The 24,525-nt window shown below is 41.0% G+C and carries 22 protein-coding genes; 18 read left to right on the plus strand and 4 right to left on the minus strand.

From position 1 onward, the window contains the following. Positions 1-181 precede the first annotated feature (181 nt). The 14 genes from FE005_RS10520 (at position 182) to FE005_RS10585 (ending at position 14,695) form a co-directional block, all read left to right on the plus strand. Complete coding sequence (locus tag FE005_RS10520) at positions 182-625, plus strand: hypothetical protein (protein WP_138371749.1); 444 nt, start codon at positions 182-184, stop codon at positions 623-625. 69 nt (positions 626-694) lie between these two features. Beyond that, a complete protein-coding gene (locus tag FE005_RS10525) occupies positions 695-1,105 on the plus strand; it encodes a hypothetical protein (RefSeq protein ID WP_005472313.1) in 411 nt (136 codons plus the stop codon). A gap of 304 nt (positions 1,106-1,409) precedes the next feature. Further along, positions 1,410-3,287, plus strand: coding sequence for a 1,4-alpha-glucan branching protein GlgB (glgB, locus tag FE005_RS10530; RefSeq protein ID WP_029486951.1), 1,878 nt, complete (start codon positions 1,410-1,412; stop codon positions 3,285-3,287). 146 nt (positions 3,288-3,433) lie between these two features. Then, positions 3,434-4,576 carry a glucose-1-phosphate adenylyltransferase gene (locus FE005_RS10535; protein WP_003127006.1) on the plus strand — a complete coding sequence of 381 codons (1,143 nt, stop codon included), beginning with the start codon at positions 3,434-3,436 and terminating at the stop codon, positions 4,574-4,576. Then, positions 4,566-5,717 (plus strand): glucose-1-phosphate adenylyltransferase subunit GlgD, encoded by a 1,152-nt coding sequence (gene glgD, locus FE005_RS10540; protein ID WP_005472316.1) that lies wholly within the window; start codon positions 4,566-4,568, stop codon positions 5,715-5,717. Before FE005_RS10535 ends, glgD begins: the two co-directional genes overlap by 11 nt. Then, a complete protein-coding gene (gene glgA, locus FE005_RS10545) occupies positions 5,714-7,144 on the plus strand; it encodes a glycogen synthase GlgA (RefSeq protein WP_005472317.1) in 1,431 nt (476 codons plus the stop codon). The genes glgD and glgA overlap by 4 nt, the downstream gene beginning before the upstream one ends. A gap of 130 nt (positions 7,145-7,274) precedes the next feature. Then, the gene (locus tag FE005_RS10550; protein ID WP_138371750.1) at positions 7,275-9,701 is read left to right on the plus strand and encodes a glycogen/starch/alpha-glucan phosphorylase; all 2,427 of its coding nucleotides are present in this window, start codon (positions 7,275-7,277) and stop codon (positions 9,699-9,701) included. Positions 9,702-9,803: 102 nt separating this feature from the next. Further along, positions 9,804-10,565 (plus strand): hypothetical protein, encoded by a 762-nt coding sequence (locus tag FE005_RS10555; RefSeq protein WP_138372210.1) that lies wholly within the window; start codon positions 9,804-9,806, stop codon positions 10,563-10,565. Between the two features lie 401 nt (positions 10,566-10,966). Next, positions 10,967-11,536, plus strand: coding sequence for a DUF2179 domain-containing protein (locus tag FE005_RS10560; protein ID WP_003127011.1), 570 nt, complete (start codon positions 10,967-10,969; stop codon positions 11,534-11,536). A gap of 78 nt (positions 11,537-11,614) precedes the next feature. Next, positions 11,615-12,574, plus strand: coding sequence for a cation diffusion facilitator family transporter (locus FE005_RS10565; protein WP_113849890.1), 960 nt, complete (start codon positions 11,615-11,617; stop codon positions 12,572-12,574). A 73-nt stretch (positions 12,575-12,647) separates the two neighbouring features. Then, on the plus strand, positions 12,648-13,208 hold the full coding sequence (gene efp / locus FE005_RS10570) for an elongation factor P (RefSeq protein WP_003127013.1): 561 nt from the start codon (positions 12,648-12,650) through the stop codon (positions 13,206-13,208). 65 nt (positions 13,209-13,273) lie between these two features. Beyond that, entirely contained in the window at positions 13,274-13,642 is a 369-nt protein-coding gene (crcB, locus tag FE005_RS10575) for a fluoride efflux transporter CrcB (protein WP_138371751.1), read from the plus strand. Between the two features lie 2 nt (positions 13,643-13,644). Beyond that, positions 13,645-13,998: a CrcB family protein gene (locus tag FE005_RS10580; protein WP_005472325.1), complete on the plus strand. Its 354-nt coding sequence runs from the start codon at positions 13,645-13,647 to the stop codon at positions 13,996-13,998. Positions 13,999-14,011: 13 nt separating this feature from the next. Beyond that, positions 14,012-14,695 (plus strand): hypothetical protein, encoded by a 684-nt coding sequence (locus tag FE005_RS10585; protein ID WP_138371752.1) that lies wholly within the window; start codon positions 14,012-14,014, stop codon positions 14,693-14,695. 48 nt (positions 14,696-14,743) lie between these two features. Here FE005_RS10585 and FE005_RS10590 read toward each other — a convergent pair whose 3' ends face one another. Beyond that, positions 14,744-15,064 (minus strand): GIY-YIG nuclease family protein, encoded by a 321-nt coding sequence (locus FE005_RS10590; protein ID WP_103299926.1) that lies wholly within the window; start codon positions 15,062-15,064, stop codon positions 14,744-14,746. Beyond that, entirely contained in the window at positions 15,054-15,788 is a 735-nt protein-coding gene (locus FE005_RS10595) for a tRNA1(Val) (adenine(37)-N6)-methyltransferase (RefSeq protein ID WP_021151099.1), read from the minus strand. Before FE005_RS10595 ends, FE005_RS10590 begins: the two co-directional genes overlap by 11 nt. A gap of 135 nt (positions 15,789-15,923) precedes the next feature. On the opposite strand from FE005_RS10595, the gene FE005_RS10600 reads away from it, so the two are divergent. Together FE005_RS10600 and FE005_RS10605 are read left to right on the plus strand one after the other, a co-directional pair. After that, the gene (locus FE005_RS10600) at positions 15,924-16,553 is read left to right on the plus strand and encodes a 1-acyl-sn-glycerol-3-phosphate acyltransferase (RefSeq protein WP_003127020.1); all 630 of its coding nucleotides are present in this window, start codon (positions 15,924-15,926) and stop codon (positions 16,551-16,553) included. 255 nt (positions 16,554-16,808) lie between these two features. Beyond that, on the plus strand, positions 16,809-17,162 hold the full coding sequence (locus tag FE005_RS10605; RefSeq protein WP_003127021.1) for a nuclear transport factor 2 family protein: 354 nt from the start codon (positions 16,809-16,811) through the stop codon (positions 17,160-17,162). A gap of 249 nt (positions 17,163-17,411) precedes the next feature. Here FE005_RS10605 and FE005_RS10610 read toward each other — a convergent pair whose 3' ends face one another. Both FE005_RS10610 and anmK read right to left on the minus strand, forming a co-directional pair. Further along, positions 17,412-18,707 carry a PTS sugar transporter subunit IIC gene (locus tag FE005_RS10610; protein WP_003127022.1) on the minus strand — a complete coding sequence of 432 codons (1,296 nt, stop codon included), beginning with the start codon at positions 18,705-18,707 and terminating at the stop codon, positions 17,412-17,414. Between the two features lie 45 nt (positions 18,708-18,752). Continuing rightward, complete coding sequence (gene anmK, locus FE005_RS10615; protein WP_003127023.1) at positions 18,753-19,928, minus strand: anhydro-N-acetylmuramic acid kinase AnmK; 1,176 nt, start codon at positions 19,926-19,928, stop codon at positions 18,753-18,755. Between the two features lie 287 nt (positions 19,929-20,215). Here anmK and FE005_RS10620 point away from each other — a divergent pair, with 287 nt between their 5' ends. Both FE005_RS10620 and FE005_RS10625 read left to right on the plus strand, forming a co-directional pair. After that, on the plus strand, positions 20,216-21,352 hold the full coding sequence (locus FE005_RS10620) for an exonuclease SbcCD subunit D (RefSeq protein WP_113849884.1): 1,137 nt from the start codon (positions 20,216-20,218) through the stop codon (positions 21,350-21,352). Next, the gene (locus FE005_RS10625; protein ID WP_138371753.1) at positions 21,334-24,513 is read left to right on the plus strand and encodes an AAA family ATPase; all 3,180 of its coding nucleotides are present in this window, start codon (positions 21,334-21,336) and stop codon (positions 24,511-24,513) included. The genes FE005_RS10620 and FE005_RS10625 overlap by 19 nt, the downstream gene beginning before the upstream one ends. Positions 24,514-24,525: the final 12 nt, after the last annotated feature.

A 24,525-nucleotide genomic window follows, 5' to 3' on the forward strand; every position in this document is an offset into this window, starting at 1 on the left:
TTCAGAAACACAAAAGATAAAAAAGAAAGAATTCGTTAAAACCCTCTTCGGGATAACGTTTTCTTTCTTTTTTTGCATTTTTTATTATTTGAAAATGATTAGAAAATAACGAGCGTATTAATTGATTGTTCTCATTTGAGGTGGTATGATAATTTTAGAATTTTGAAAGGGGGCGTAAAAATTGGAAGGAATCAAAGCATTTCATACAGAAGTGATTGAAGAAACAAGAAGCAAAGCAGAGATGATCACTTTTGTTTCGATGGCGGAAATTGAGCATGCACGAAAAGAACTTTGCGAAGCCGGTATTGAAGAAAGCCGCTTTTCTGATGGAGAATTAATTTTTGCACTTAAACAAAAAAATGAATGTCAAGCAAATACAATCGTACCAATCGTGATCGACTGGTTGTTAATGAAAAACTATTTATTGACTCCGGCCCAAGCTGTTCGTTTTTTGACGAATAAATTAGGACAGACAGAATCAGTATCTTTGAAAGCATTAGGAGATCTTGAGTTTGACGGGAATGGAAAATACTTTTTGATTGCCTGTCAATCAATGAATAAGCAATATGAAAAAGTGTATAAAGTATATACAGATGGACAAGTGAAAGAACTTTGGCGGGCATGATTCTTTTTAGGATCGAGAGAAAGGTCATGCCTGTCTCTGAATGGATTAATCAAAGGTTGTGAGTCTCAGGTGAAATCAAATCAAAGAATCGTCTTTGCAAGTAGCCATGTGTTTATTTTTATTCTTAGTATGGTGTCGGCACTTTTATTTATTTTAAAAGTTCCTAACACATTTAATGCAAATCAAATTTTTTCAGAGAATATACATTTTTCAGACACAGTCTTTGATGTGGTCACAAGGCTTTTTTTATTGGGCATCTGTAGTTTATATACAACAGTTGCCAGCTTCTGGTCTTTTCGTTCTTGGCCTTATCTTTCAGCCGGAATTGGGATCGCTGCGGTCATAACGGCTTTCCAGATGAAAGTTCAATTCCATCCATTTTTGTTTGCTTTATTTTTGATCGTCGGTTTGTTTCAAGTAAGTGTCGCTTCTTATGTCGCTTTTGTTTCCAAAAAAAGAAGCAGCACTGAAACAGGTTGAACCAATCGTGTTCAAGCTGTTTTTTTTCTGCCTTAAATCTTTTGATTATAAGCAGAGGATCGAAATACAACGAATCAGGAATAGGAATTGTTCTATTCCGGCAATCGCCAAGGCTTTTACGTTACGAGATCTTTAATTTATGCTATTCTACATATAGGAGCAGCAATGCTAAATTAAAGCCATCTGCCCTGAACTATTTTCCCAGTGATCTTCCTAATATTCTGTTTTTAGATGGAAGATTGATTGGCTGAAAAAATAGGGTTGATCTAAGAGGAGGTTTGACATACGAGTGGAAAATGAGCAAATGATTACAGCAGAGAAGCAGTTTACGACCGGTGAAAATTTTTATTCACAGCATCTTTTAGGTGCACATCGTATGAAAGCAGGCTATGTTTTTCGTGTCTGGGCGCCAAATGCGCAAAATGTCTGGCTAGTAGGTGACTTCAATCAATGGGATGACTCTTTGCCGATGACGAAACGCTCCGAATCGGGGATTTGGGAAATTACCACCAATCAGCCTCAAGAAGGACAGCATTATAAATTCAAGGTCAAGCAAGCCGACGGCCGTGAAATCATGAAAATTGATCCATATGCAATTTATTTCGAAGAACGTCCTGGAACGGCTGCTGTCTTGTACACCGTGCCGGCAAAAAAATGGCGTGATGGTTTGTGGCAAGGCCGCAAAAAGCGTCAAAATCAATTTAAACGACCACTTAATATTTATGAAGTCCATGCAAGTTCTTGGAAACACCACGCAGATGGAACCCCTTATCGTTTTTCTGAATTAAAAGATGAACTCATTCCTTACCTCAAACAAATGGGCTACACCCATATTGAATTTATGCCATTGATGGAACATCCATTAGGCACATCGTGGGGTTATCAATTGATTGGCTATTTTGCGCTCAGCGCTTATTACGGCACACCAGAAGAATTTCAAGATTTTGTTGAAGCCTGTCACTTGGAAAATATCGGTGTCCTAGTTGACTGGGTGCCGGGCCATTTTTGTGTCAATGATGATTGTTTGGCTTACTATGATGGAACGCCGACATTTGAATATCAAGATGCCGATCGTGCAAAAAATGTTCGTTGGGGAGCAATCAATTTTGATTTAGGCAAACCACAAGTACAAAGTTTCTTGCTATCCAGTGCCCTTTTTTGGATCGAATTTTATCACATCGATGGGATTCGCGTGGATGCGGTTTCGAACATGATCTACCGAGACTACGACCAGGGTGTTTGGCAACCAAATCATGAGGGGGGCAATCGAAATTATGAAGGTTATTACTTCTTGCAGAAACTAAATGCAGTCGTGAAACTGGCGCATCCAGAAGTGATGATGATCGCTGAGGAAAGTACCTCAGAAACGAAAGTTACAGGCCTGATTGAAGAAGGGGCTCTTGGATTTGATTACAAATGGAATCTGGGCTGGATGAACGATGTCCTGCGTTTTTACCAAATGGATCCAATCTTCCGTAAGGATCATTTGAGTTTGTTGTCGTTTTCATTCATGTACCGCATGAATGAGAACTATATATTACCCCTTTCCCATGACGAAGTCGTCCATGGCAAACGTAGCTTAATGCACAAAATGTGGGGAGATCGTTACAAGCAATTTTCACAATTAAGAAATTTGTATACCTACATGATGACCCATCCAGGGAAGAAACTGCTGTTTATGGGCAGTGAGTGGGGACAATTTTTGGAATGGAAATATGATCACGGGCTTGAATGGGTCGATTTATCAGATGAACTAAATCAGCGTATGCAGCAATTTACAAAGACACTAAATGAACTGTATAAACAGGAGCGCTCATTGTGGGAAATCGAAGATAAAGAAGAATCGCTAGTAGTCATTGATGCTGATAACTTAGCGGAAACAACATTGACCTATTTGCGACAAGGTAAAACCAAAAAAGATTTCGTGATCGTTGTATTGAATTTGACACCTGTTGAACGCCACGATTTCGCCATTGGCGTTCCGTATGAAGGGACCTACCGTGAAGTATTGAATACCGAACGCGATAGTTTTGGCGGGACTTGGACCCAGAATAATCAAGACCAACAAACAGAAGCGATTCCATTCAAAGAATATCCTTATCAAATCAAAACAATTTTGCCAGCACTTGGGGCATTGATTATAAAACCAGAAAAGATTCAAATCAAACGCAGGAAAAAATGAAAGGGGGGAGGAGCTGGCTCGAAAGTCCAATCGAAGTGACAACGTGAAAGGTGATATCGAAAAGAAGGTTTTTTGAAAGAAAAGCATTCATATCGAAAATAACACCGGCATCGTGAAAGAGATTGGCTTTTTAGCGGCTCAAGAAAATGAAAACAGAGATGTTAGCGATGATCCTCGCAGGAGGACAAGGCACACGTTTAGGGAAGTTGACCAAAAATATTGCGAAACCTGCAGTACCTTTTGGTGGTCGGTATCGTATTATCGATTTTACATTAAGTAATTGTGTCAATTCAGGGATTAAGAATGTTGGTGTGGTGACACAGTATCAACCTTTGGCATTGAACAGTCACATTGGAAACGGATCAAGTTGGGGGTTAGATGGTATCAATACCGGAGTGACGATTTTACAACCCTACTCAAATTCTGAAGGTGGAAAATGGTTTGAGGGAACAGCCCATGCGATCTATCAAAACATTGCCTACATTGATGAAATGGACCCTCAATATGTATTAGTATTATCCGGTGACCATATCTACAAGATGGATTACGAAGAAATGCTGGAAAAACACAAAGAAAACGATGCGTCTCTTACTGTTGCAGTGCTAGAAGTGCCAATGAAAGACGCTTCCCGCTTTGGTATCATGAACACAGATAAAAATGACCGGATCATTGAATTTGATGAAAAACCAGCAGAGCCAAAAAGTAACTTAGCTTCAATGGGAATCTATATCTTTGACTGGGCTCGCTTACGCAGCGTACTGTTAAGCAATTATACAAAAGACGGCGAAATGGTCGACTTTGGGAAACACGTGATTCCATCTTACTTGGAAAGTGGCGACAATGTATTTGCTTATCGTTTTTCAGGCTATTGGAAAGACGTGGGTACCATTGATTCTCTTTGGGAAGCTAATATGGAATTTATCGATCCACAGATGGAACTGGGAATCCGTGATAAAAATTGGCAAGTCTTCTCAAAAAATCCGATTGCTCCTCCTCATTTCATTACAGAAACAGGTTCTGCAAAAAATTCGTTGATCATGGATGGTTGCTATGTTGCTGGAGATATTGAACATAGTATTTTATCAGAAAATGTTCAAGTCAAAGAAGGAACCAAGATCACAGATAGTGTGGTCATGCCTGGAGCAGTCATTGGGAAAAATGTAACACTAAAACGCGCGATCATTGGAGAAAATGCAGTGATCGGTGATGATGCAGTCATAGACGGAACAGATGAAATTGCTGTTGTTGGTTATTCTGAAGTGATAGGAGTGACGATTGATGAGAACTAATAAAATGTGTGCCATTTTAGGCAATTTGCACCGCTACAAAGAACTGATGCCCTTAACGGAAAGTCGTCCGTTGTCGACGCTATTGTTTGATTGTAAATATCGTTTGCTTGATTTCAACTTGTCAAGTATTGAAAATGCAAATATCAAACAAGTGTATATGATTTTTAATGAAGGAGAAACACAATCCGTATTTGACCATATCGGTGGCGGGAAAGAATGGAATCTAGATGGTGTTCAAAACCGTTTCTTCATTCATTTGTTCCAAGACTCATTAAAACAGCAAGCTGCTGGTCAAGAGTATTACTATAACGTGATCGATTATTTGGAAAAATCTAAATCAGAGCATACGGTTTATATGGGCAGCAATATTTTGTGCAACATCGATTTGCGGGCGTTGCTGAAAATCCACCAGTTACAGAATAAAGAAATGACGGTCGTTTATAAACGAATCAGCAGTGATAACGTAAGTGACAATGACTTGATCTTTTCAGTTGACGAAGAAGGCCATTTGAATGAAGCTGTCCAAGCGAAGAAATGCGAGACAGAAAGTATGGTCAATCTTTGTACTGATATTTTCATCATCAAAACAGACCGCCTGATCCAAGCTTTAAAAGAAGGACAAGCTGTAGGTGCTACTCCAGACCTAGGTCGTTTCTTGCGGGAACGAATCTCTATCGAAAATACTAGCTTGTATGAATATACTGGTTATTTAAGCAATATTTATGATATTCAATCCTATTACCAAACCAACATGGATATGTTAGATGTCCACAAATTTACCTCATTGCTTTACTCAAATCAAAAGATCTACACCAAGCTGAAGAATGAAGTGCCAACCTATTACGCTGAGACTTCGGATGTCAAAAATAGTCACTTTGCTTCTGGTTGTATCGTAGAAGGATCTGTCGAACGGTCACTTGTTGCCCGCAGAACAACGATTCATCCGAATGCCCATGTCAAAGACACGATCATTTTTGGGAATAATGAAATCAAGGAAGGTGCTGAAGTTTCCTATGCTATTCTCGATAAAAATGTTGTGATCGCAGAAGGTGTCAAAGTTAGAGGAACCAGTGACGCACCGATCGTCGTCAAAAAAAATACCCATGTCACTGAAGATCTAATTGGAGGAGCAACGGCATGAAGGTACTATTTGCCGCAGCAGAATGCGCGCCATTTTTCAAGACAGGTGGACTAGGGGATGTCGTGGGTGCATTGCCCAAAGAACTTGTCAAAAAAGGGGTAGAAACAGTCGTGGTTCTGCCATTCTTTACTAAAATGTCAGCCGACTATCAAGAACAGCTGGAAGATTGTTTTTCATTTGAAGTCAATGTGGGTTGGCGTAAGCAATATTGTGGGTTGAAGAAACTAGTTCTCAATCGTGTTACCTACTATTTTATCGATAATCTGTACTATTTTGGTCGTGATAATTTATACGATTATTATGATGATGGCGAACGTTTTGCCTTCTTTCAACTAGCAACTATCGAAATGATGGAGAGAATCGATTTTATTCCTGACGTGATTCATGTGAATGATTACCATACAGCAATGATTCCTTTTCTTCTGAAAGAAAAATATCATTGGATCAATGCTTATCAGAATATCCGCACCGTTTTGACGATTCATAATATTGGCTTTCAAGGATGGTATAGCAAAGATATTTTACCGGACTTGTTTGGCATGGGGACAGAGCGTTACGATGACGGGACATTGCGATTAAATGACTGTTTGAATTTCATGAAAGCAGGTATTTTATACGCAGATCGTATCACAACAGTCAGTCCTTCTTATAGTGAGGAAATCAAAACACCAGAATTTGGTTGCGGACTTGAAGTCATTCTAAGAATGGAATCTGGGAAACTGCAAGGAATATTGAACGGAATCGATTATGAAACCAACGATCCCGCAACAGATCCATTGCTGCCCTATCATTTTACTTCCGATGAAATGTCCGGTAAAGCTGCAAACAAGCAAGAATTGCAAAAGATGCTGGGGCTGCCAGCGCGTGATGTTCCTCTTATCACAGTGGTCAGCCGCTTGACTACACAAAAAGGCTTTCATCTTGTAATGCCGGAAATGGAAAACTTATTGCAATTTGATGTTCAATTTGCGCTGTTAGGAACGGGAGAACCGGAATTTGAAGAAGGATTCCGTTACTTTGCTGCAAAATATCCAGAAAAATGTGCTGCGGTGATTTCTTTTGATATTGGACTGGCGCAAAAAATGTATGCCGGAGCGGATCTGTTCTTGATGCCTTCTGCTTTTGAACCTTGCGGGCTTTCACAAATGATCGCCATGCGTTACGGGACATTGCCAGTCGTGCATGAGATTGGCGGTCTAAAAGATACGGTAGATTCATACAATCCAATCACTCATCAAGGCACCGGATTTGGTTTCCAAGAGTTCACGTCATTTTATTTGATGAATGCAGTGAAACAAGGAATCCTGCTTTATCAAGACGACCAGCAGACGTGGAAATCTTTGCAAGCACAAGCCATGAATAAAGATTTTAGCTGGGACATTAGTTCCAATCAATATATTGATCTCTACCAAGCGATCAAAGTATAATCAAGTATAAGACAGAAGTATTCATTAGTCTGAAAGTAGAGCGGGTTTGACAGAACGACCTAGCGACAAGGGCGATTGGTGCTTCTGTCCTTTTTCATACAAATTGATAGTCATAAAGGAGTGAATTGTAATGGAGAAAGCTACCTTGCAAGAATTATTAGAAACCCGGTTGAAAGATATTTTTTCGATCGAGATCGCAGAAGCTTCACCGCAAGAATTGTTTTTAGCTTTAGCTAACGTGGTCAAGAGCTGCTACGCGAATGATTGGAGCCAGACACGAAAAAATCTGCTCGTTGAACAGCAGAAACAGGCGTATTATTTCTCAATCGAATTTTTACCTGGAAAACTGTTGAAAAGTAATCTACTGAATTTAGGGTTGCTGGATACTGCGGAAGAGCTCTTCGAAGAGTTATCCTTTTCATTAGATGAAGTTGCTGAAGTTGAAAAAGATATGGCATTAGGAAATGGTGGACTGGGACGATTAGCTTCTTGTTTCATGGATTCTTTGGCTTCATTAGGGTTGCCAGGAAATGGGAACGGCATCCGTTATAATTATGGCCTTTTTAAACAAAAGTTTGTAGATGGGCATCAAGTAGAGCTGCCTGACGACTGGTTACGTGCCGGAAATGTCTGGGAGGTTCGAAAGGAGAGTAAAGCCGTGGATATCCAATATGGCGGCGAAGTGTACTTGATTGAAGACGAGAATGGGAGGCTGCGTCCTGAACGGCATGGTGGGTATGTTTGGCGTGCGGTTCCTTATGATACCGGAATGGTTGGCTATCAAAATGATATGATCAATACATTACGTTTGTGGAGCGTTGAGGTTCCTGCAGCGGAAGAAGCCAACTATGCAACCATTGAATCTCGTCGTTCTCTAGAAGATCTGACCGCTGTCTTGTATCCAGATGATTCTAATGAACGAGGCAAGAAGACTCGACTTATGCAAGAATATTTCTTTGTCTCAGCAGGCATTCAAAGTATTGTTCGCTACTATTTAAAATTGAATCATCCGCTAACGATGATGAGTGAAAAAATTGCTATCCATATCAATGATACCCACCCTGCATTATGTGTATCCGAATTGATGCGGTTATTGTTAGATGATCATGATTTGCCATGGGAACAAGCATGGTCAATCACAGTGAAAGTCATGAGCTATACCAACCATACGATTATGGCTGAAGCTTTAGAAAAATGGCCGATTGATCTATTCAAAGAAGTTATTCCTCGGAATTACCAAATCATTGAAGAAATCGATCGTCGTTATCTTGAAGAGTATGCAGAGGTTCACGAAGCTGCCCTTCTTAATCGGACGCGTATTATTATTGATGGCCAAGTCCATATGGCGCATTTAGCGATTATTGGCAGCCATAGTGTCAATGGTGTCGCAAAGCTCCATTCTGATCTGTTGAAATCCGTTGTCCTACATGATTTTTATTTGATATTCCCAGAACGGTTCAATAATAAAACCAATGGGATCGCACAACGTCGTTGGATGCAGTTAGCCAACCAACCTTTATCAAAGGTGCTTGATATGACTATCGGCAAAAGTTGGCGCCATAACCCGCAAGACTTGCAATTATTGAAAAATTACCAAGAAGATCCAACAGTATTGCAACGTCTAGCAGATGCAAAACTGACCAACAAACAAGCGTTAGCTGAATATATTCAGCAGACAACCGGGATCGAAGTTGATCCAACCGCGATATTTGATGTCCAAATCAAGCGGCTCCATGCGTATAAACGACAATTGCTGAATGTGATGCATATTTTGAAACTTTACTTTGACTTGAAAGATGACCCTCAGGCACCGATTCATCCGCGGGTATTTATTTTTGGAGCGAAGGCCGCACCTAGTTATCATTATGCGAAAGCCATTATTAAAGTGATCAATGAAGTAGCTAACCTGATCAATCATGATCCGACAATCAATGATAAGCTGAAAGTCGTCTTTTTGGAAAACTACAATGTCACATTGGCTGAGCGGATCATTCCCGCAGCAGATGTCAGTGAGCAAATTTCCTTAGCATCAAAAGAAGCTTCCGGTACTAGCAACATGAAGCTGATGTTGAATGGGGCAGTCACGATCGCGACATTGGATGGCGCGAACATTGAGATTCGAGATGCAATCGGAGATGAGAACATTGCCATTTTTGGATTAACAGAAGAAGAGGTCTATGCTTATTATGCCCAACAAAACTATTCTGCGTATGCGTTTTATGAAGAAGATCCTGTGCTGCAACGAGTTGTGAATGCATTTATTGACGGAACGATCCCAAATATAGAAAGAGAAGGTCGGGAAGTGTTTGATTCACTATTAAAATATAATGATGAATACTTCTTGTTGAAAGACTTTAAATCTTATTGCGATGCCCAATATCGCGTGGATTTAGCTTATAAAGACCAACAGCGCTGGCAAGCGATCAGCTTGATGAATATTGCGAATGCCGGCAAATTTTCCGCAGATTATACGGTTCAAAATTATGCTGATGACATTTGGCAGATCGAACCATTGTATGCACATGTCAAAGAGCCAAATTCAGCTAGTCTGACGTAATAATCTATTGCACTTGGTCATTGAATATTCCCAAAAGGCACCACAGCTTTCGTGAATTATTCACTGAAATATGATATGATTATAAAAAATCGCAACCAGAGGATGAGTGAATTGGCAAATTATTTAGATGTGAAACGCAAACATTTCCGTTTTCCAGCATATGATGATCAAGAAGGTGTAAAGCTGCAGTCCGAACACAAGGAAGTTTTCAGTCAGTCTGATGATTGGATTTTGACAGAAATCAAGGATCAACCTAGCACGAGCAGCAAAGAAAAGGATTCTGCTCACTCATTGCGTCGGAAAATTCCTTCCAGTCACCCCAATTACGGTCATAGTGTGCGGCAAAAAGAAGAATTAGCGCAACATCGGGCAAATTTACCAAGCTATGGAAAACGACCTTTGCAGGAAAGTACACCTACCGGCAAAACAAATCTTTTTGGCAATGATCAACGACGTGCTTCTTATAAAGTGACGAGTAAAGCAGAACGGGCTGAAACGCCAACACCGACCAAGAAAGAGTATTCTGGGCGATCTTATTTTGTTCCCAAATACATTCCTGCATCGATCATCCCTGAACAAGAAAAAGAAGAGATCACTTCACAAGAACTGATGGATTCAATGGAGAAACCCCGCGAATCCTATTTGCTCTTTGATACTGAGCCAGCAGCCTACCAAGTAAAAGAAGGCGATGATCCCACGGTCAGAAAGTTCAATCGACCGCAATCTGTAGGCATGACACGGCGGGAATTTCGCGGCATGAACAAAAAAAACGGCGATAAGCGAGCTGTTCTGGATCGTTCCTTAGAAGGAATGATCGAAGAGGGGCAGTCAGAAAGCAATAAAAATGGCTACTTTCGCTCTTGATGAGTAGGACAACTGAAATAAGCAAAGGCACTCGTGAGAATCTCTCGCTCAACAAGCAGTTGGGAGTTATTCGTTAATAAAACAAGGATAATGATTTAAACAACAAAGAAAGCAACTATCTGAATTGTAGATGAAGCTGTGGCGCTAGCTTGCTGGATGAAGTAAGCTGACAAAACCAGTCGCTATCATCTGTGATTTGGATAGTTGTTTTGTGCTTCAGAATACCGCTAGTCTTTTCAAAAAATATCAAGAAAGCTGAAGCGACAATTTCCGTTAAAGAAGCGGCAGCTGTCCTCCTTGTTTTTATTTGTTGAAAGAAAACGGTGACTAACAGTGGCAACTTCTCAATTATTTTCACTTTTGAGAAGCATTTGCTATTCTTAAAAGAGGAGGGATACGGGATGGAAATTGATTTGCAAATGTTAGCGATGATCTTCTTTATCAATATGGCTTATGTCACATTGAATACAATACGTTTTTTATTGACGATGAAAGGGTATCGGCTGATTGCACCGCTGGTCAGTATGGTCGAGATCACGATTTATATATTAGGATTGTCGATGGTATTGGATCGCTTAGACAATCCATTGAACCTACTGTTTTATGCATTAGGTTACGCTGCAGGAGTTAGTGTTGGAATCAAAATCGAAGATCAGCTAGCTTTAGGCTATACGATGGTCACGGTGATTTTACCGACGAATACAGATGAAGAAAAGAATTTGCCAAAAATTTTACGCCAAGAAGGATATGGTGTTACTCAAAGTTACGGAGAAGGATTAGAAGGTCCGCGATTGATCCTTGAAATTCTCTCACAACGCAAAAGCGAGAAGAAACTGTTTCAAAAAATCAAACAAATCGAAGAACGGGCCTTTATCATTAGCTATGAGCCCAAATATATTTCTGGCGGCTTTTGGACGAAGAAAATCAGTCGGAGAGAAGCTCGGGTCAAAAAAGAACAAAAAAAGGAATAGCTCTTTTTCTCTCCTGTGCGAGGGTCCTTTTTTGAGATATAATAGGCAAGAATTTGGTTTGGAAGGAAGCGAATTTGAATGGAAAAACAAGCAAACGGTATGATGGCGGTGATAGCAGCACTCATCTCGAATATTTTAGTTGCCATCAGCAAGTTTGTCGGCTACGCATTGAGCGGCAGTGCGGCGATGTTGAATGAAAGTATTCACAGCGTGGTCGATTGCAGCAATCAAATCTTTCTGTTGATCGGTGATAAACGAGCAACGAAAGGGCAAAGTGAACTTCACCAATTTGGCGAAGGACGCGCGAAATACTTCTTTAGTACGATCGTAGCGATGATGCTGTTTTTTGGTGGGGGCGCTCTAGGTGTAATGGAAGCTTTTGAAAAGCTGCTGCATCCTGCTCATGAAGTTGGTAATACTTGGCTAGTGATTGGTATTTTGCTTTTCGGTTTAGTTGTAGAAGGTAGTTCTTTGTGGATCGCGATCAAAGAAATTCGGACCTTGAACGTAGAAAAGCAGCCTATTTATCGGTTTTTGAAAGAAAGTCGCCATAGTGAGATCTTGATTATCTTTACCGAAGACTTTTGTGCAGTGATTGGCTTGATTTTGGCAATGGGTGGAACGATCTTGACAATGGTCACTGGCAATGCGTTTTTTGATGCTTTCAGTGGCTTGCTGATCGGTATTTTGTTGATGATTGCTGCTATCTTTTTGGCACGAGAATTTTACAGTTTATTGATTGGCGAAAGCGTGACGAAAAGAGATCTTGTACTGATCAAAGAAGCCTTTGATCGTCCAGATGTCGATCGATTATTGGATATCAAAACCGTTCATTTAGGTCCTGCGGAAATCTTAGTCGCTGCCAAAATTGATATCACAGCAAAACAAGAGGAGATCGGTTATCAAATCATTAACGAGATCGAAGCAAAGATCCGCAGCTTCATGCCGGATAAAAAAATGTATATTTATATTGAAACGGATGAGTATGATCCTCATTATATGGAGAAACGGCGAAAACTTGTCCGATCACAAGACTGATTTTTGTAGAACAAAGCCAGTTTTTTTGATACAATAGACAAGGATTATCTAAGACGAAGGAGAATAAACCATTATGATCAATGCAAGTGATTTAAGAGCAGGAATGACATTCGTGCAAGACGGCAAACTAATCAAGGTATTAGAAGCCAGCCATCACAAACCTGGTAAAGGGAATACAGTCATGCGTATGAAATTGCGCGATGTTCGTTCAGGTTCAACCTATGATACAACATTCCGTCCAGAAGAAAAATTTGAAAAAGCTCATATTGATACGAAAGCTGTTCAATATTTGTATACAATGGACGATACAGCGTTCTTCATGGACTTGGAAACCTATGAACAATATGAAATTCCGGTTGAAGTTGTAGAAGAAGAAATGAAATACATTCTGGAAAACATGGAAGTGAAGATCCAATTCTTCGGCAGTGAAGTGATTGGGGTTCAATTACCATCATCAGTCATCTTGAAAGTTGTTGAAACACAACCGTCGATCAAAGGTGCGACTGTGACTGGCTCAGGTAAACCAGCAACGATGGAAACAGGTTTGGTCGTCAACGTACCTGACTTTATCGAAGAAGGCGAATCTCTAGAAATCAATACTTCTGAAGGTACGTACATCAAACGCGCGAAATAATCATTTTCTAGAAGAGCCAAGGTTTTATGAACTTGGTTCTTTTTCTTTTAGAAAGAAGGATCAACATGAATGTACTTGTTGTGGCATTTTTTGCATTTTTTGGCGGCATGGCACGTTATTTTCTTGCTTCGGAATTGCCGTCTTGGGGCATCTTCCCTTTAAGCACATTACTGGCTAATTTTATTGGCTGTTTTATTTTTAGCTTTTTAGTCAAGCAGATCATGACGAAAAGACACTTGAATGGACGTTTGATCTTGGGCATGGGGACCGGATTTTGCGGTGCTTTGACGACTTTTTCATCCTTTGCACTTGACACGGTGCAGTTGCTGCAAAAGCAAGCCTATGGATTAGCGGCGGGGTATTTGATCCTGTCGATTTGCGGCGGGTTATTTTTTGTCTGGTTAGGCGAAGCCCTCGTTAGAAAGCAGGTGTAAGTATGGCATATATCGTTGTAGGAATTGGTGCAGCCATGGGCGCTGTCCTGCGTTATGGTATCAATCGTTATTTTGAACGAAGACCACATCCTTTTCCCAAAGCCACTTTGCTGATTAATTTATCTGGTGCGTTGATACTAGGGATTCTTGCCGGTCTTCAGATTGATCAACACTTGTATCTTTTGCTTGGAACAGGGATCATGGGCGGTTATACTACTTTTTCAACAATGACGATTGAATTATTTACATTGCTAAAGACCAATCGCCAGTACTTTTATCTTTATTTTTTCAGTACGTACATTGTAGGATTGACGGCTAGTTTTATTGGGTTGATGATAGGTGCTTATTTGAACTGAAAAGGAGTAGACGATGATTGCATTCATGTCAGCAGAAATGTGGCTTAAAAGTGAGTTTTTTTATTATTCAATCGTTCCGGTTTTATTAGTCGTTGGATTAGTGGCGCTTTTACTTTTGCTGATCCTTTTGTTGTATCGGGAGAATCGGCGGCAGGGTTTGATCTGGCTGCCTGTCGTAGTTTTGTTGCTTTGCGGCGGCGGTTTCTTGTTAGGAGATCATTTTTTTCACGACTTTAAAAATGACAATGCACAAATTACGCCAAATATCCGCGATCGGGAAAAACGCTTTATCGAATATAAATATTATGATCAGAGCACGTTGGCGGCTTATCAGCGAATCCAAAGTGAAGCCATTCCTTCTCTGGGGATCTATCAAGCAGAACCGGTTAGCCGAGAAATCCAATTTCTGGGTATTGCGCACAACTCTGTGTATTTCAAACTAGGAGAACAGTATTACTATTTGCGCCAAGAGCCAATCTTTGCGAAACAAGAACAAGCTGAGCTGCAAGGTGTCCAATACCATCTGATTGAGTCCGCTTTTGCAGACATCGGTTTTTTTACAGAAACAAACAATTATTTAACAGCCATCGTTTTGCCTGAGAGCAAAAAAGAGTTAGTCTATGAATCCATTGATGGGATCTTGCCAAAAGAGTTTGGCAAAAGTCAAACAGCTTGGGCAGTCCCTGGAAACCAATAAAAAATGTCATTACATGAGACAAAAGGATAGGTGAATCATCCGATTCATCTATCCTTTTGTGATGTCTTTACTTCCCATTGAAGATTGAGCATTCAAAACATTTTTTTCTTTCTGTTCAGTCAAATAACGTTCTTTGTGTTTGCGCACCAGTTTTTTAAAGGCAGCTTCCGCTTTTGTGGCTTCACTACGGGTAGCAAAACTTTCCGCATGGATCATTTGTAAGGGGCGACGACTAGCTGGATGAGTGTACTTTGCTCCAATGCCTTGATTGTGTTGATGCAGGCGGCGTATCAAATCTGTGGTATAACCACCGTAAAAGGTATTGTCTTTACAGAGCAATACATAGAAGTAATGCGTATCAGCTGCCATAAAGCATCCGACTCACTTCCTCACTGTAGCTCCCATCCGCATGATAAGTGATCAGCGGTGAGGCAATCTTGAAACCATCAGCTTTACCATCCTTGATGCCCTCGATCAATAGGATATTCGCGTCTTTCCCTGCTTTGGGATAGACGAAACGGACACGTTTGGGGGCGATCCGATATTTTCTCATGCAGTCTAAAATATCCAAAAAACGATCAGGTCGGTGAACCATAGCAAAGCGCCCATTCATTTTCAGCGCTTTACTGGCTGTGTGGACCACCTCGTCTAATGTGGTCTCGATTTCATGGCGAGCAATCGCCAGATAAGGATTGGGATTTTTAACAGCAGTGGGAACATTTTTGAAATAGGGCGGATTACAGACCAAGAGATCCACCGAATCCGGTTTGATTTTGGTAAAGATGTTTTTTAAATCCATTGGGTAAACCGTTATTTGTTCCTCAAGCCCATTCAAGCTTACACTGCGTTGGGCCATATCAGCCAGCCGATCCTGCAGCTCGATCTGGTAAATATGAGCCGAAGTTTTACGGCTGATAAACAAGCCGACTGCACCATTTCCAGCACACAGATCAACGATTCGTCCCCGTTTGGGAATCGTTGGGAAGTTAGCTAGCAAAACGGCATCGAGGGAGAAAGAAAAGACCTCGCTGCTTTGGATGATTTTGATATCTTCCGCATATAATTGATCTATGCGTTCGTTTGATTGCAACATGAAAGCATACTCCTGTTCTAATTCATTTCCTTTGTATTATACTACGATTAAGAATAATCGGAAACGACAAAAAAGGCTTGTCATTTGAAGCGTTTTTTTGCATACTTATAAAAGAAACTGGAAAGGAAAGTGAGTATGTTTTTTAGCTTTATGCGAGGCGTGGTTCGGGTCATTTTGTTTTTGATCAACGGGAACGCCCGATATCAAAACAAAGAGGCTTTGCCGCAAAATGAAAATTACATATTGGTTGCACCTCACCGTACCTGGTGGGATCCGTTGTATCTGGCGGTGGCTGCTCGTCCCAAAAAGTTCAGCTTTATGGCAAAAGAAGAATTGTTTAAGAATCCAATCTTGCGCTTTATTTTGATTCATGCGAATGCTTTTCCGGTAAAGCGTGACAAACCAGGGCCGAGTGCTGTCAAAACACCGGTGAAAATCTTAAAAGATACAGATCTGAGTCTCATTATGTTTCCTAGCGGAACAAGACATTCGACCGCGCTGAAGGGTGGCATGGCACTGATCGCCAAAATGGCGAAGGTAAAAATCGTTCCTTCTGTTTATCAAGGTCCCTTAACGCTAAAAGATTTATTTAAACGTCGACGAGTAACCGTTCGTTTTGGGGAGGCGATCGATATCAGTGATATCAAGAAAATGGATAAAGAAGGGTTAGCAGAAGTGGAACGCCGCATTCAAGGTGCTTTTACAAAGCTCGACCAAGAAATAGATCCGAATTTTGTTTATGAAGTAGAAGAGAAGAAACGTTGATGCGTTTCTTCTTTTATTTTTGACTGTGTTTTAAATAAATATTGAACTTGATAATTTTTTGAGGATATGCTATAAGATAATCAATAACAAGGGATTAGTTAAAGGTTTAGAGGGCCTATTAGGGCAAATAGTAATTCTTTGATTTCAGATGTTCAAAAATTATTTGTGAAAGTAGAATATATAAATACAATTAGATACTTGTTTTATAGTGCAAATTAAAATGAAGATTTTTACACATCGAGGAGGTAAAATGATATGAAGCCAAAAGAAATACTTTGCCAATGGGTTGACGCATTTAATCATGCGGATGTAGAAATTATTTCAGAATTATATGATGACAATGCAATAAACCATCAGGTTGCCAATGAGCCAGTTATTGGAAAAGAGGCTATAAAGAAAATGTTTGAACAAGACTTCTCTAACGCAGAAATGGTTTGTATCGTTGAAAACATTTTCGAAGATGGACAATGGGCAATTTTAGAGTGGCGTGACCCATTAGGTTTGAGAGGTTGCGGTTTTTTTCAAATAGTAAATAATAAAATTTTATTTCAAAGAGGCTACTGGGATAAGCTATCTTTCTTGAAACAGCACAATTTGCCTATTGAATAAAATGAATAGATATCTTATATAAATAGTTTGTAAATTTCTTAAAAGGTGCATTAAGGGAAGGATAATAATTTCCCTTAATGATTGTTAGAATAGTAACACTGCGTTAAAACATAGTCTTATTTCTAATTTCTAAAGTAGGGTTGCTTCGTGCTTCTTACCTAGGAAAAGCAGCACCTTATTGATATGCTCAAAAAAATTTTAAAAAGGAGTCTCTGTTAGACAGAGGCTCCTTTTTTAGCTCATCAAGAGTTATTCAGTGACTGGTTGATTTTCCTTTTCCAATTCATTTTTGTCATAGATTTTTACAAATGGATAATAAATGAGGATGGAAAGTACAATCAAAAGAATGTTTAAGACGATTGCTCGCCAGTCACCGCCTGTTGCAAGAAAGGCACCAATTGGTCCTGGCAATGTCCAAGGGGCATTGACGGTCACTTTGTTGACTAAACCAGCCGAGGTGGCTACCCAGGCAATTACACCATTGACTAATGGTGCAATGATAAATGGCGGAATCAAAATTGGATTCAAGACGATAGGCGTCCCAAAAATCAGCGGCTCATTGATATTGAAAATAGCAGGGATCAATGCGGTTTTTCCTAGTTTTGATCCGAATTCGGATTTTGTACGAAAAGCAAGCAAGATCGCCAGACCGATGGTTGACCCAGCGCCGCCGATCCAAATGAACCATTGGTAGAATGGCTCAGCAGCAATGTTGGGAATCACATCGCCAGAAGCTAACGCAGTGGTGTTGCCTTCCAATAATTGCAGCCATAACGGCCGTGCCAGTGAACCAACGATCGAGGCACCATGGATCCCAAAGGACCAAAAGAATGTCGTTAAGAAAGTGATCAATAAGACACTTGGCAAGCTATCGGCTGCGCTAACTAGAGGATCAACAACTTTTGCTACGATGGTATGCCAGTCAAAGCCAATGTAATAGGTGATTGCCCCCATACCTAAAATAATGATCAATGTTGGCGTTAAAGCTTCAAAAGATCGAGCAACAGCAGGAGGGACTTGTTCCGGCATCGTGATTTTAAATTTAGATTTATCCGTCAAACGATAAATCTCGACAGCTAAAATCGATGTAATGATCGCTACGAACATCCCGGCACTGCCCAAGTTTGCCATTGGTAAAACAAATCCGGCTGTACCAGCAGCCTCCAAAGCTTCGGGGGGAATATTTATTGGCGTGAAAGTCAATAAAAAAGCTGTGGTGGCTAAGATACCACCAGAGAGACCATCGAGTTTATAGGAACGGGCTAAGCTAAAGCCGATCCCGAATGCGGCATATAAACTCATAATGTACATCGTCATGCGGTAAGGAAGCAAGATCGTGGTCGCATGGCTCGAAAGAAATTGATAGATTCCCCAGTCTTGTGGCAGGGGAGGAAAAGCTAAAATCATAAAAAATGAGCTGACGATAATCAGTGGCAAAGTAGAGACGATCCCATCGCGGACCGCCCGTAAATGCCGTTGACTCCCCAGTTTTTCCATTGGTCCAGCCAGGTGACGTTCAATGAACTGTGTAAATTTATCTAACATTTTTTAACCTCCTGTGAAAACGTTCATATGGTTGAATTGATAAAGTTATGTTGGGTGATTCCGCTCTCCTATGGGACCAAATGGATTTGGGATGATCTTTCCCAGAATCACGGATTGTTTGGCACCAGTCGCGGCAGGAGCATTATTTTTATGTCCCTGTAAGGTCTCGTATCCTAAAAGGGCAAATGCCATAGCTTCTTTCGCATCATTGGACCAACCTAAATCATTTTGGGTAATCACTGTAATCTCAACGGGTAAGTAGTTGACCAGCATTTTTTTTAGTGTTGAATTATGCGCGCCGCCGCCTGCTAAAATCACTTCAATGGGTCCGCTTTCAACAAGTGGGAAAACGAAGCGCCGATAGCTCTCGGCAATCGAGTAGGCAGTAAAATCGGTCACTGTTGCTATTAAGTCTGCTGGTTTTTCTGCAGAAAAATCTGCTAATAGTTGATCACTGAATGCTTGACCAAATAGTTCCCGTCCAGTGCTCTTAGGGGGTGCTTGATCGAAATAGGAATGATTTCTTAATTGTGTTTGCAATTTAGGAATAATGGTTCCCTGTTGAGCAATCCTTCCTTCAGCATCGTAAGGAAGTTGGAATAATTGATGCATCAGTTCATCGATGATCATATTTCCAGGACCAGTATCGAAGGCGACAAGATCACTTAATGTGCCATTTTTCGGCAGGACCGTCACATTTCCAATCCCACCGATATTTTGCAATAAGCGGGTTTTATCAGGGGAACGATACAAGAGATAATCAGTATAAGGTACAAGCGGTGCTCCTTGTCCACCAGCAGCCATATCCATCGCGCGGAAATCGGCAACCACAGTTGTTCCGAGTCCGTAGGCAATGATTGACGGCTCTCCAATTTGAAACGTACTGGAAACAAGCGGGTTTTCCGAGGGTGCATGCCAAATAGTTTGTCCGTGGCTAGCAACAAAGTCAATGCTAGTTTCGGTTACTGCTGTTTCTTGGCAGACCTGACGACAAGCAGCGAGAAAGGCATAGCCTAGCTCAACATTTAACTGACAGATCAAGGAAACAGAAGAGTCCTCCGGGTCACAGGCTTGTTTTATTCTTTGGCGCAGCTCGGGGGAAAAAGCAGTAGTCGTCAGATGCAACAGACGAATAGATGGCTGTGAATGATTATCGATTTCTACTAATGCGGCATCAACACCATCTAAACTAGTTCCAGACATGAGTCCAATTCCAAGCATTGTTTCTCCTCCTTTCTTTTGTGTTTGTCGAAACCAAATTAGATGAACTTGGGCAGAAATGTATTCGGTTTCAACCTCGTCTTTATTGTAGTGTATGTGTAATTGCATTTCAATGATTTTTTTGTAAAAGGAAATTTAATTTCATTAATTTGACAAATCAGTGTGAGAACCCGTTTGGAAAAAGAAGGACTCAACTGTCTGGGAACGAGAAGATCACGTTGATACATTCAATTCATAATCGTAAAGTGGTATAATGATGGGAAGGATATTTTTAAGAGGGTGGGTATATGCGTTTTTTACATACAGCAGATTGGCACATAGGTAAAAAATTACACGGCTATGATCTTCTCGAAGATCAAAGTTACATTATTGACCAGATAATTGATCTGGCGGAAGAACAATCAGTAGATGCAATTATCATTGCTGGGGATCTTTATGATCGCACGGTGCCAGCCGTTGACGCAGTGAAATGTTTAAATGAGAAAATAGCGAAAATCAATTTAGAAAAAAAGTTTCCTTTACTAGCGATTTCTGGTAATCATGATAGTCCGACACGACTTGAAACTGGAAGTCCATGGTTCAAAAATACGCAATTTTACCTAACGACCTCCATTGAAGAAAGTATTGAGCCGATTGAATTTTCTGACACCCAGTTTTTCTTGTTACCTTATTTTGAACCGATCGAAGCGCGTTTGTTTTTTGATGAAAAAATCACAACGATCGCAGAAGGGGTGACTCGGGTCCTTCAAGAGATGAAGCAGTATTTTGATTCTACGAAAAAACAAGTCCTGGTGACTCACTTTTTTGTAGCTGGTTCAAGCCAGACGGATTCGGAAACCAAAATTCAAGTAGGCGGATTGGATAGTGTACCGACAACGGCTTTTGAAGGGTTTGACTATGTCGCCTTAGGACATCTGCATGCAAATACTGCGCTAAATCATGAACGAATCCGTTATAGCGGGTCTCCGTTGAAATTTTCATTGTCTGAAATAACCAATGAGAAAGGTGTTTATATCGTAGATACTCAAAAGGACCAGCGGCATTTTTATCCGTTGCGGCCGAAAAGAGATCTTCAGCAATACACTGCTTCTTTTGAAACATTGCTTGATCCTGCCTTTTATCGGCAAGTGGATCGAGAGGCCTTCTTACACTTCACGTTAACGGATCGAGCCGTAATTCCTAATATGATGAATCAATTACGGCGGGTCTATCCTCGAATTTTATCTGTGGAGCGGCAAAGTGGGCGAACCGTCAGCAAGAAAAATTTGACATTAGCCGATGAGGAGGATCCGCAACGGGTGATCGCCCATTTTTATAAAGAAATGACTGGAGAACCGTTAAATGAGCAGCAGCAAAAATGGCTCACAGGTTTGACAGCGGGTGGAGAGAAGGAGCGAGAGCAGTCATGCAGCCAAGAAAATTAATCATGAAAAACTTTGGTCCCTACATTCATGAGGAACTGGATTTTGGCGACTTTCAAGAAGGTGGTTTGTTTCTAGTCAGCGGGAAAACCGGGGCTGGCAAGACGACGATCTTTGATGGAATGACATTTGCATTATTTGGAGAAACTTCCGGAAATTTGCGGTCCGGTAAAGAAATGCGTTCGACATTCGCTTCCCCCACAGAAGAGACGAGTGTCCGTTTTTCCTTTGACCATCAACATTTGCACTATGAGATCGAACGACGTCCCGAACAAGTCTTAGCCAAAAAACGCGGCGATGGAGTCACGAATCAAGCAGCTAAGGTACGGTTGACGATCTATGATCAGCAAGGAAAAGAGCGCAAACAAATCAGCAAAAAAAATGAAGTAGATATCTTCATCAAAGATCTGCTGCAATTGGATGCCAAACAATTCTTCCAAATCATTTTGCTGCCTCAAGGAGAATTTCGCAATTTTTTGATCGCCAGCAGTAATGAGAAAGAAAAAGTTTTGCGGAATATTTTTGGAACGGAAATGTATCAGCGCTTCAATGAATGGCTGAAAGAACAGGTCAAAAAACAAACCAAACAAATTGAAAAACAACAAACGGCAGCGGATCATTTGGTCACACGCTTTGAGTGGACCGAACCGGCAACTCCGGTTTCGTTGGTTGAGACATTAGCGTACTGGCAGACAGATCTTGAGAAACAACGAAGTCATCAGCAAACAATTGAAGCAAAAAAATTCCAAGCGGAGCAAGAGAAAAAGACCGCACAGGAAGCTTTTTATTTGGCAAAAGAAATCCATAAAGCACTTGCCGAGCAACAGGGACTCAGCCAACAGGCAGCGAATCTAGCTGCGAAAGAAAGTCAAATTTTAGACGATAAACTGCGGCTGCAGCAGCTAGACTGGGCGAGTGAGCATCAAGAAATCTTACGCCAAAAAGATGAGCGGACAGCTGAAGTAGCACAGGCTATTCAACAACTTACATTCAATCAGCAATCATTAGAACAATGGCAAGAGTCTCAAGAGATATGGGACAAAAGCCGAGAAGTTCAGATAGATCGAAAGGACGAACATACGGCAGCTAAGCAACGTTTACAAATACTGGCACAGTTAAAACCATTAGCCGAGCAAGTTCAGCAACAAGAAAAACAGGTCGCTTCTTTGCAGGAAACGGTGACTCAACAGGAAAAACAAGCGCAGCATCTGAAAGAACAGCAAAATCTTACTATGAAGCAGGAGCAAGGATTAAAAGAAGAAATCCAAAAGCATTCGATCTACCAAGTACAGGAAGTCCAACTGGTTCGTGGAGAAAATCTATTGTACCAATGGCAGATGTTGAAAAAAGAGGAGCAGCAGCTGACTGATACCCAACAGCAACTAACAGACCAGCAGCGGAAATTGCAAGAGGAGCAGCAGCAGTTAGTAAGTAAATATGATGAGTTAACTGAAAAATTGGTGCAAGAAAAAAGTCGAAATGCCAAGATGCAGATTGCTCGTTTAAGTCTCTTATTGGTGGAGGGGGAACCTTGTCCGGTCTGTGGCTCTTTTGAACACCCCGCTGCTCAAAAACATACAGAGTATAGTAATGAAGAAATCATTGATAGCGAGCAGCAACTTGAATCTTTGGAGAATCAGCTGCAACAAGTTGGTGAAGACCGTTCGACGAACTTGCTGCTGCTAGAACAAGTCAATGACCAGTTTCAAACAATTAAACAAAAAATGAGCGCGTTGAAGGAAAAACAACAGACAACGTATCAGACACTGCGAGAAATCCTCCAGCCGTTGATGGAAAATATGCTAGGTCAAACAGTCCTGAAAGAAGGAGTTGGCAAGGAACCAGCTGATCCATTGCTGGCAGAAGGATTGACTGAAAAGGAAATTGCCACCACCTATTTCAAATGCCAACAAATCAATCAGCAGTTGAAAGAGCAATTTGCTCTAGACAGTCAGAAATTGACAGAGGTCCAAGCAAACAGCCAACATCTTACAGAAGAATTGACAGCACTTGAAGCAAGTCTCAAGACTGCTAGTGACGCTTTACGTTTGGAAGAAGGAAAACTGTCCTCACTAAAAGAGCAAACGGAGGGAGTATCTCTGGAGCAGTTGAACGAGGAACAGGAGCAACTAGCAGCACAATCGTCTCGTTTAGCAGCTCTGATTGAAGCGGATCAGTTGGAAGAGCAACGTTTGAAGGAACAGTATACGATCCTGACAGAGCAGCAACGGAATCTGCAACAGTTTCTAGCCGACAAGCAACAAGCTGCTCAGCTAGCGCAAGAACGCTTGGAAGAAGTCTTGCCTGCGGCATGTACCGAACAACAGATGCGCAGTCTGCTCAATGATCTTGAGGAACGCCAGGAGCTACGCAGTACGATAAAAACCTATGAACAACAACAACGTTTTGTTCAACAGCGACAGCTTGAACTGGCACAATTTTTGCAAAACAATGCTGTGCCTGACTTGGAAGTCTTGCAAGAACAAGTAGATCAGTCTGAAGCAGCGGGAGAACAATTACAAGAACAAGTAATCCGAGGAAAAGAACAAATCAAGCAAAATCAGCGATTACTTGAAGAATTGCAGATAATCTATCAACAAAACACCAAGCAATTAGAAAAAATCAGCCATTTACAGCAACTATCAGAAGTCATCAATGGAGAAAATGAAAAGAAGACCAGTTTGGAACGCTATGTTCTGCAACGATTTTTAACTGAGATCTTAGAAGTGGCGAATGTTCGCCTAGCTCGGTTGACAAGAGGACGTTATCAATTCGAGTTGGCAGACAAAGTGGGGAGCTATCGAAGCTCGACAGGGTTGGAGATCGATATCTATGATGATAATGCTGGCAGTCTGCGGCGAGCACATACCTTATCGGGTGGTGAAAGTTTTATTGCCGCACTGGCATTGGCTATCTCATTAGCTGATGTGATCCAAAATCGTTCGGGAGGCATCGAGATCGAGGCGTTGTTTATTGACGAAGGATTTGGCTCATTAGATGAAGAATCGTTGGAAATGGCGATGGAAGCATTAGAAATGATTGAAAATGAAGGGCGGATGATTGGGATCATTAGTCATGTAAGAGAATTAAGAGAGCGAATCTTGCAGCAAGTCGTTGTTCAAACAGATGGCAGCGGACAAAGCAAAATTCGTACAAAACTTTAGAGAAAGGAGGAA

This window comes from Enterococcus sp. M190262, assembly GCF_005843965.1.
GTDB lineage: Bacteria > Bacillota > Bacilli > Lactobacillales > Enterococcaceae > Enterococcus_D > Enterococcus_D gallinarum.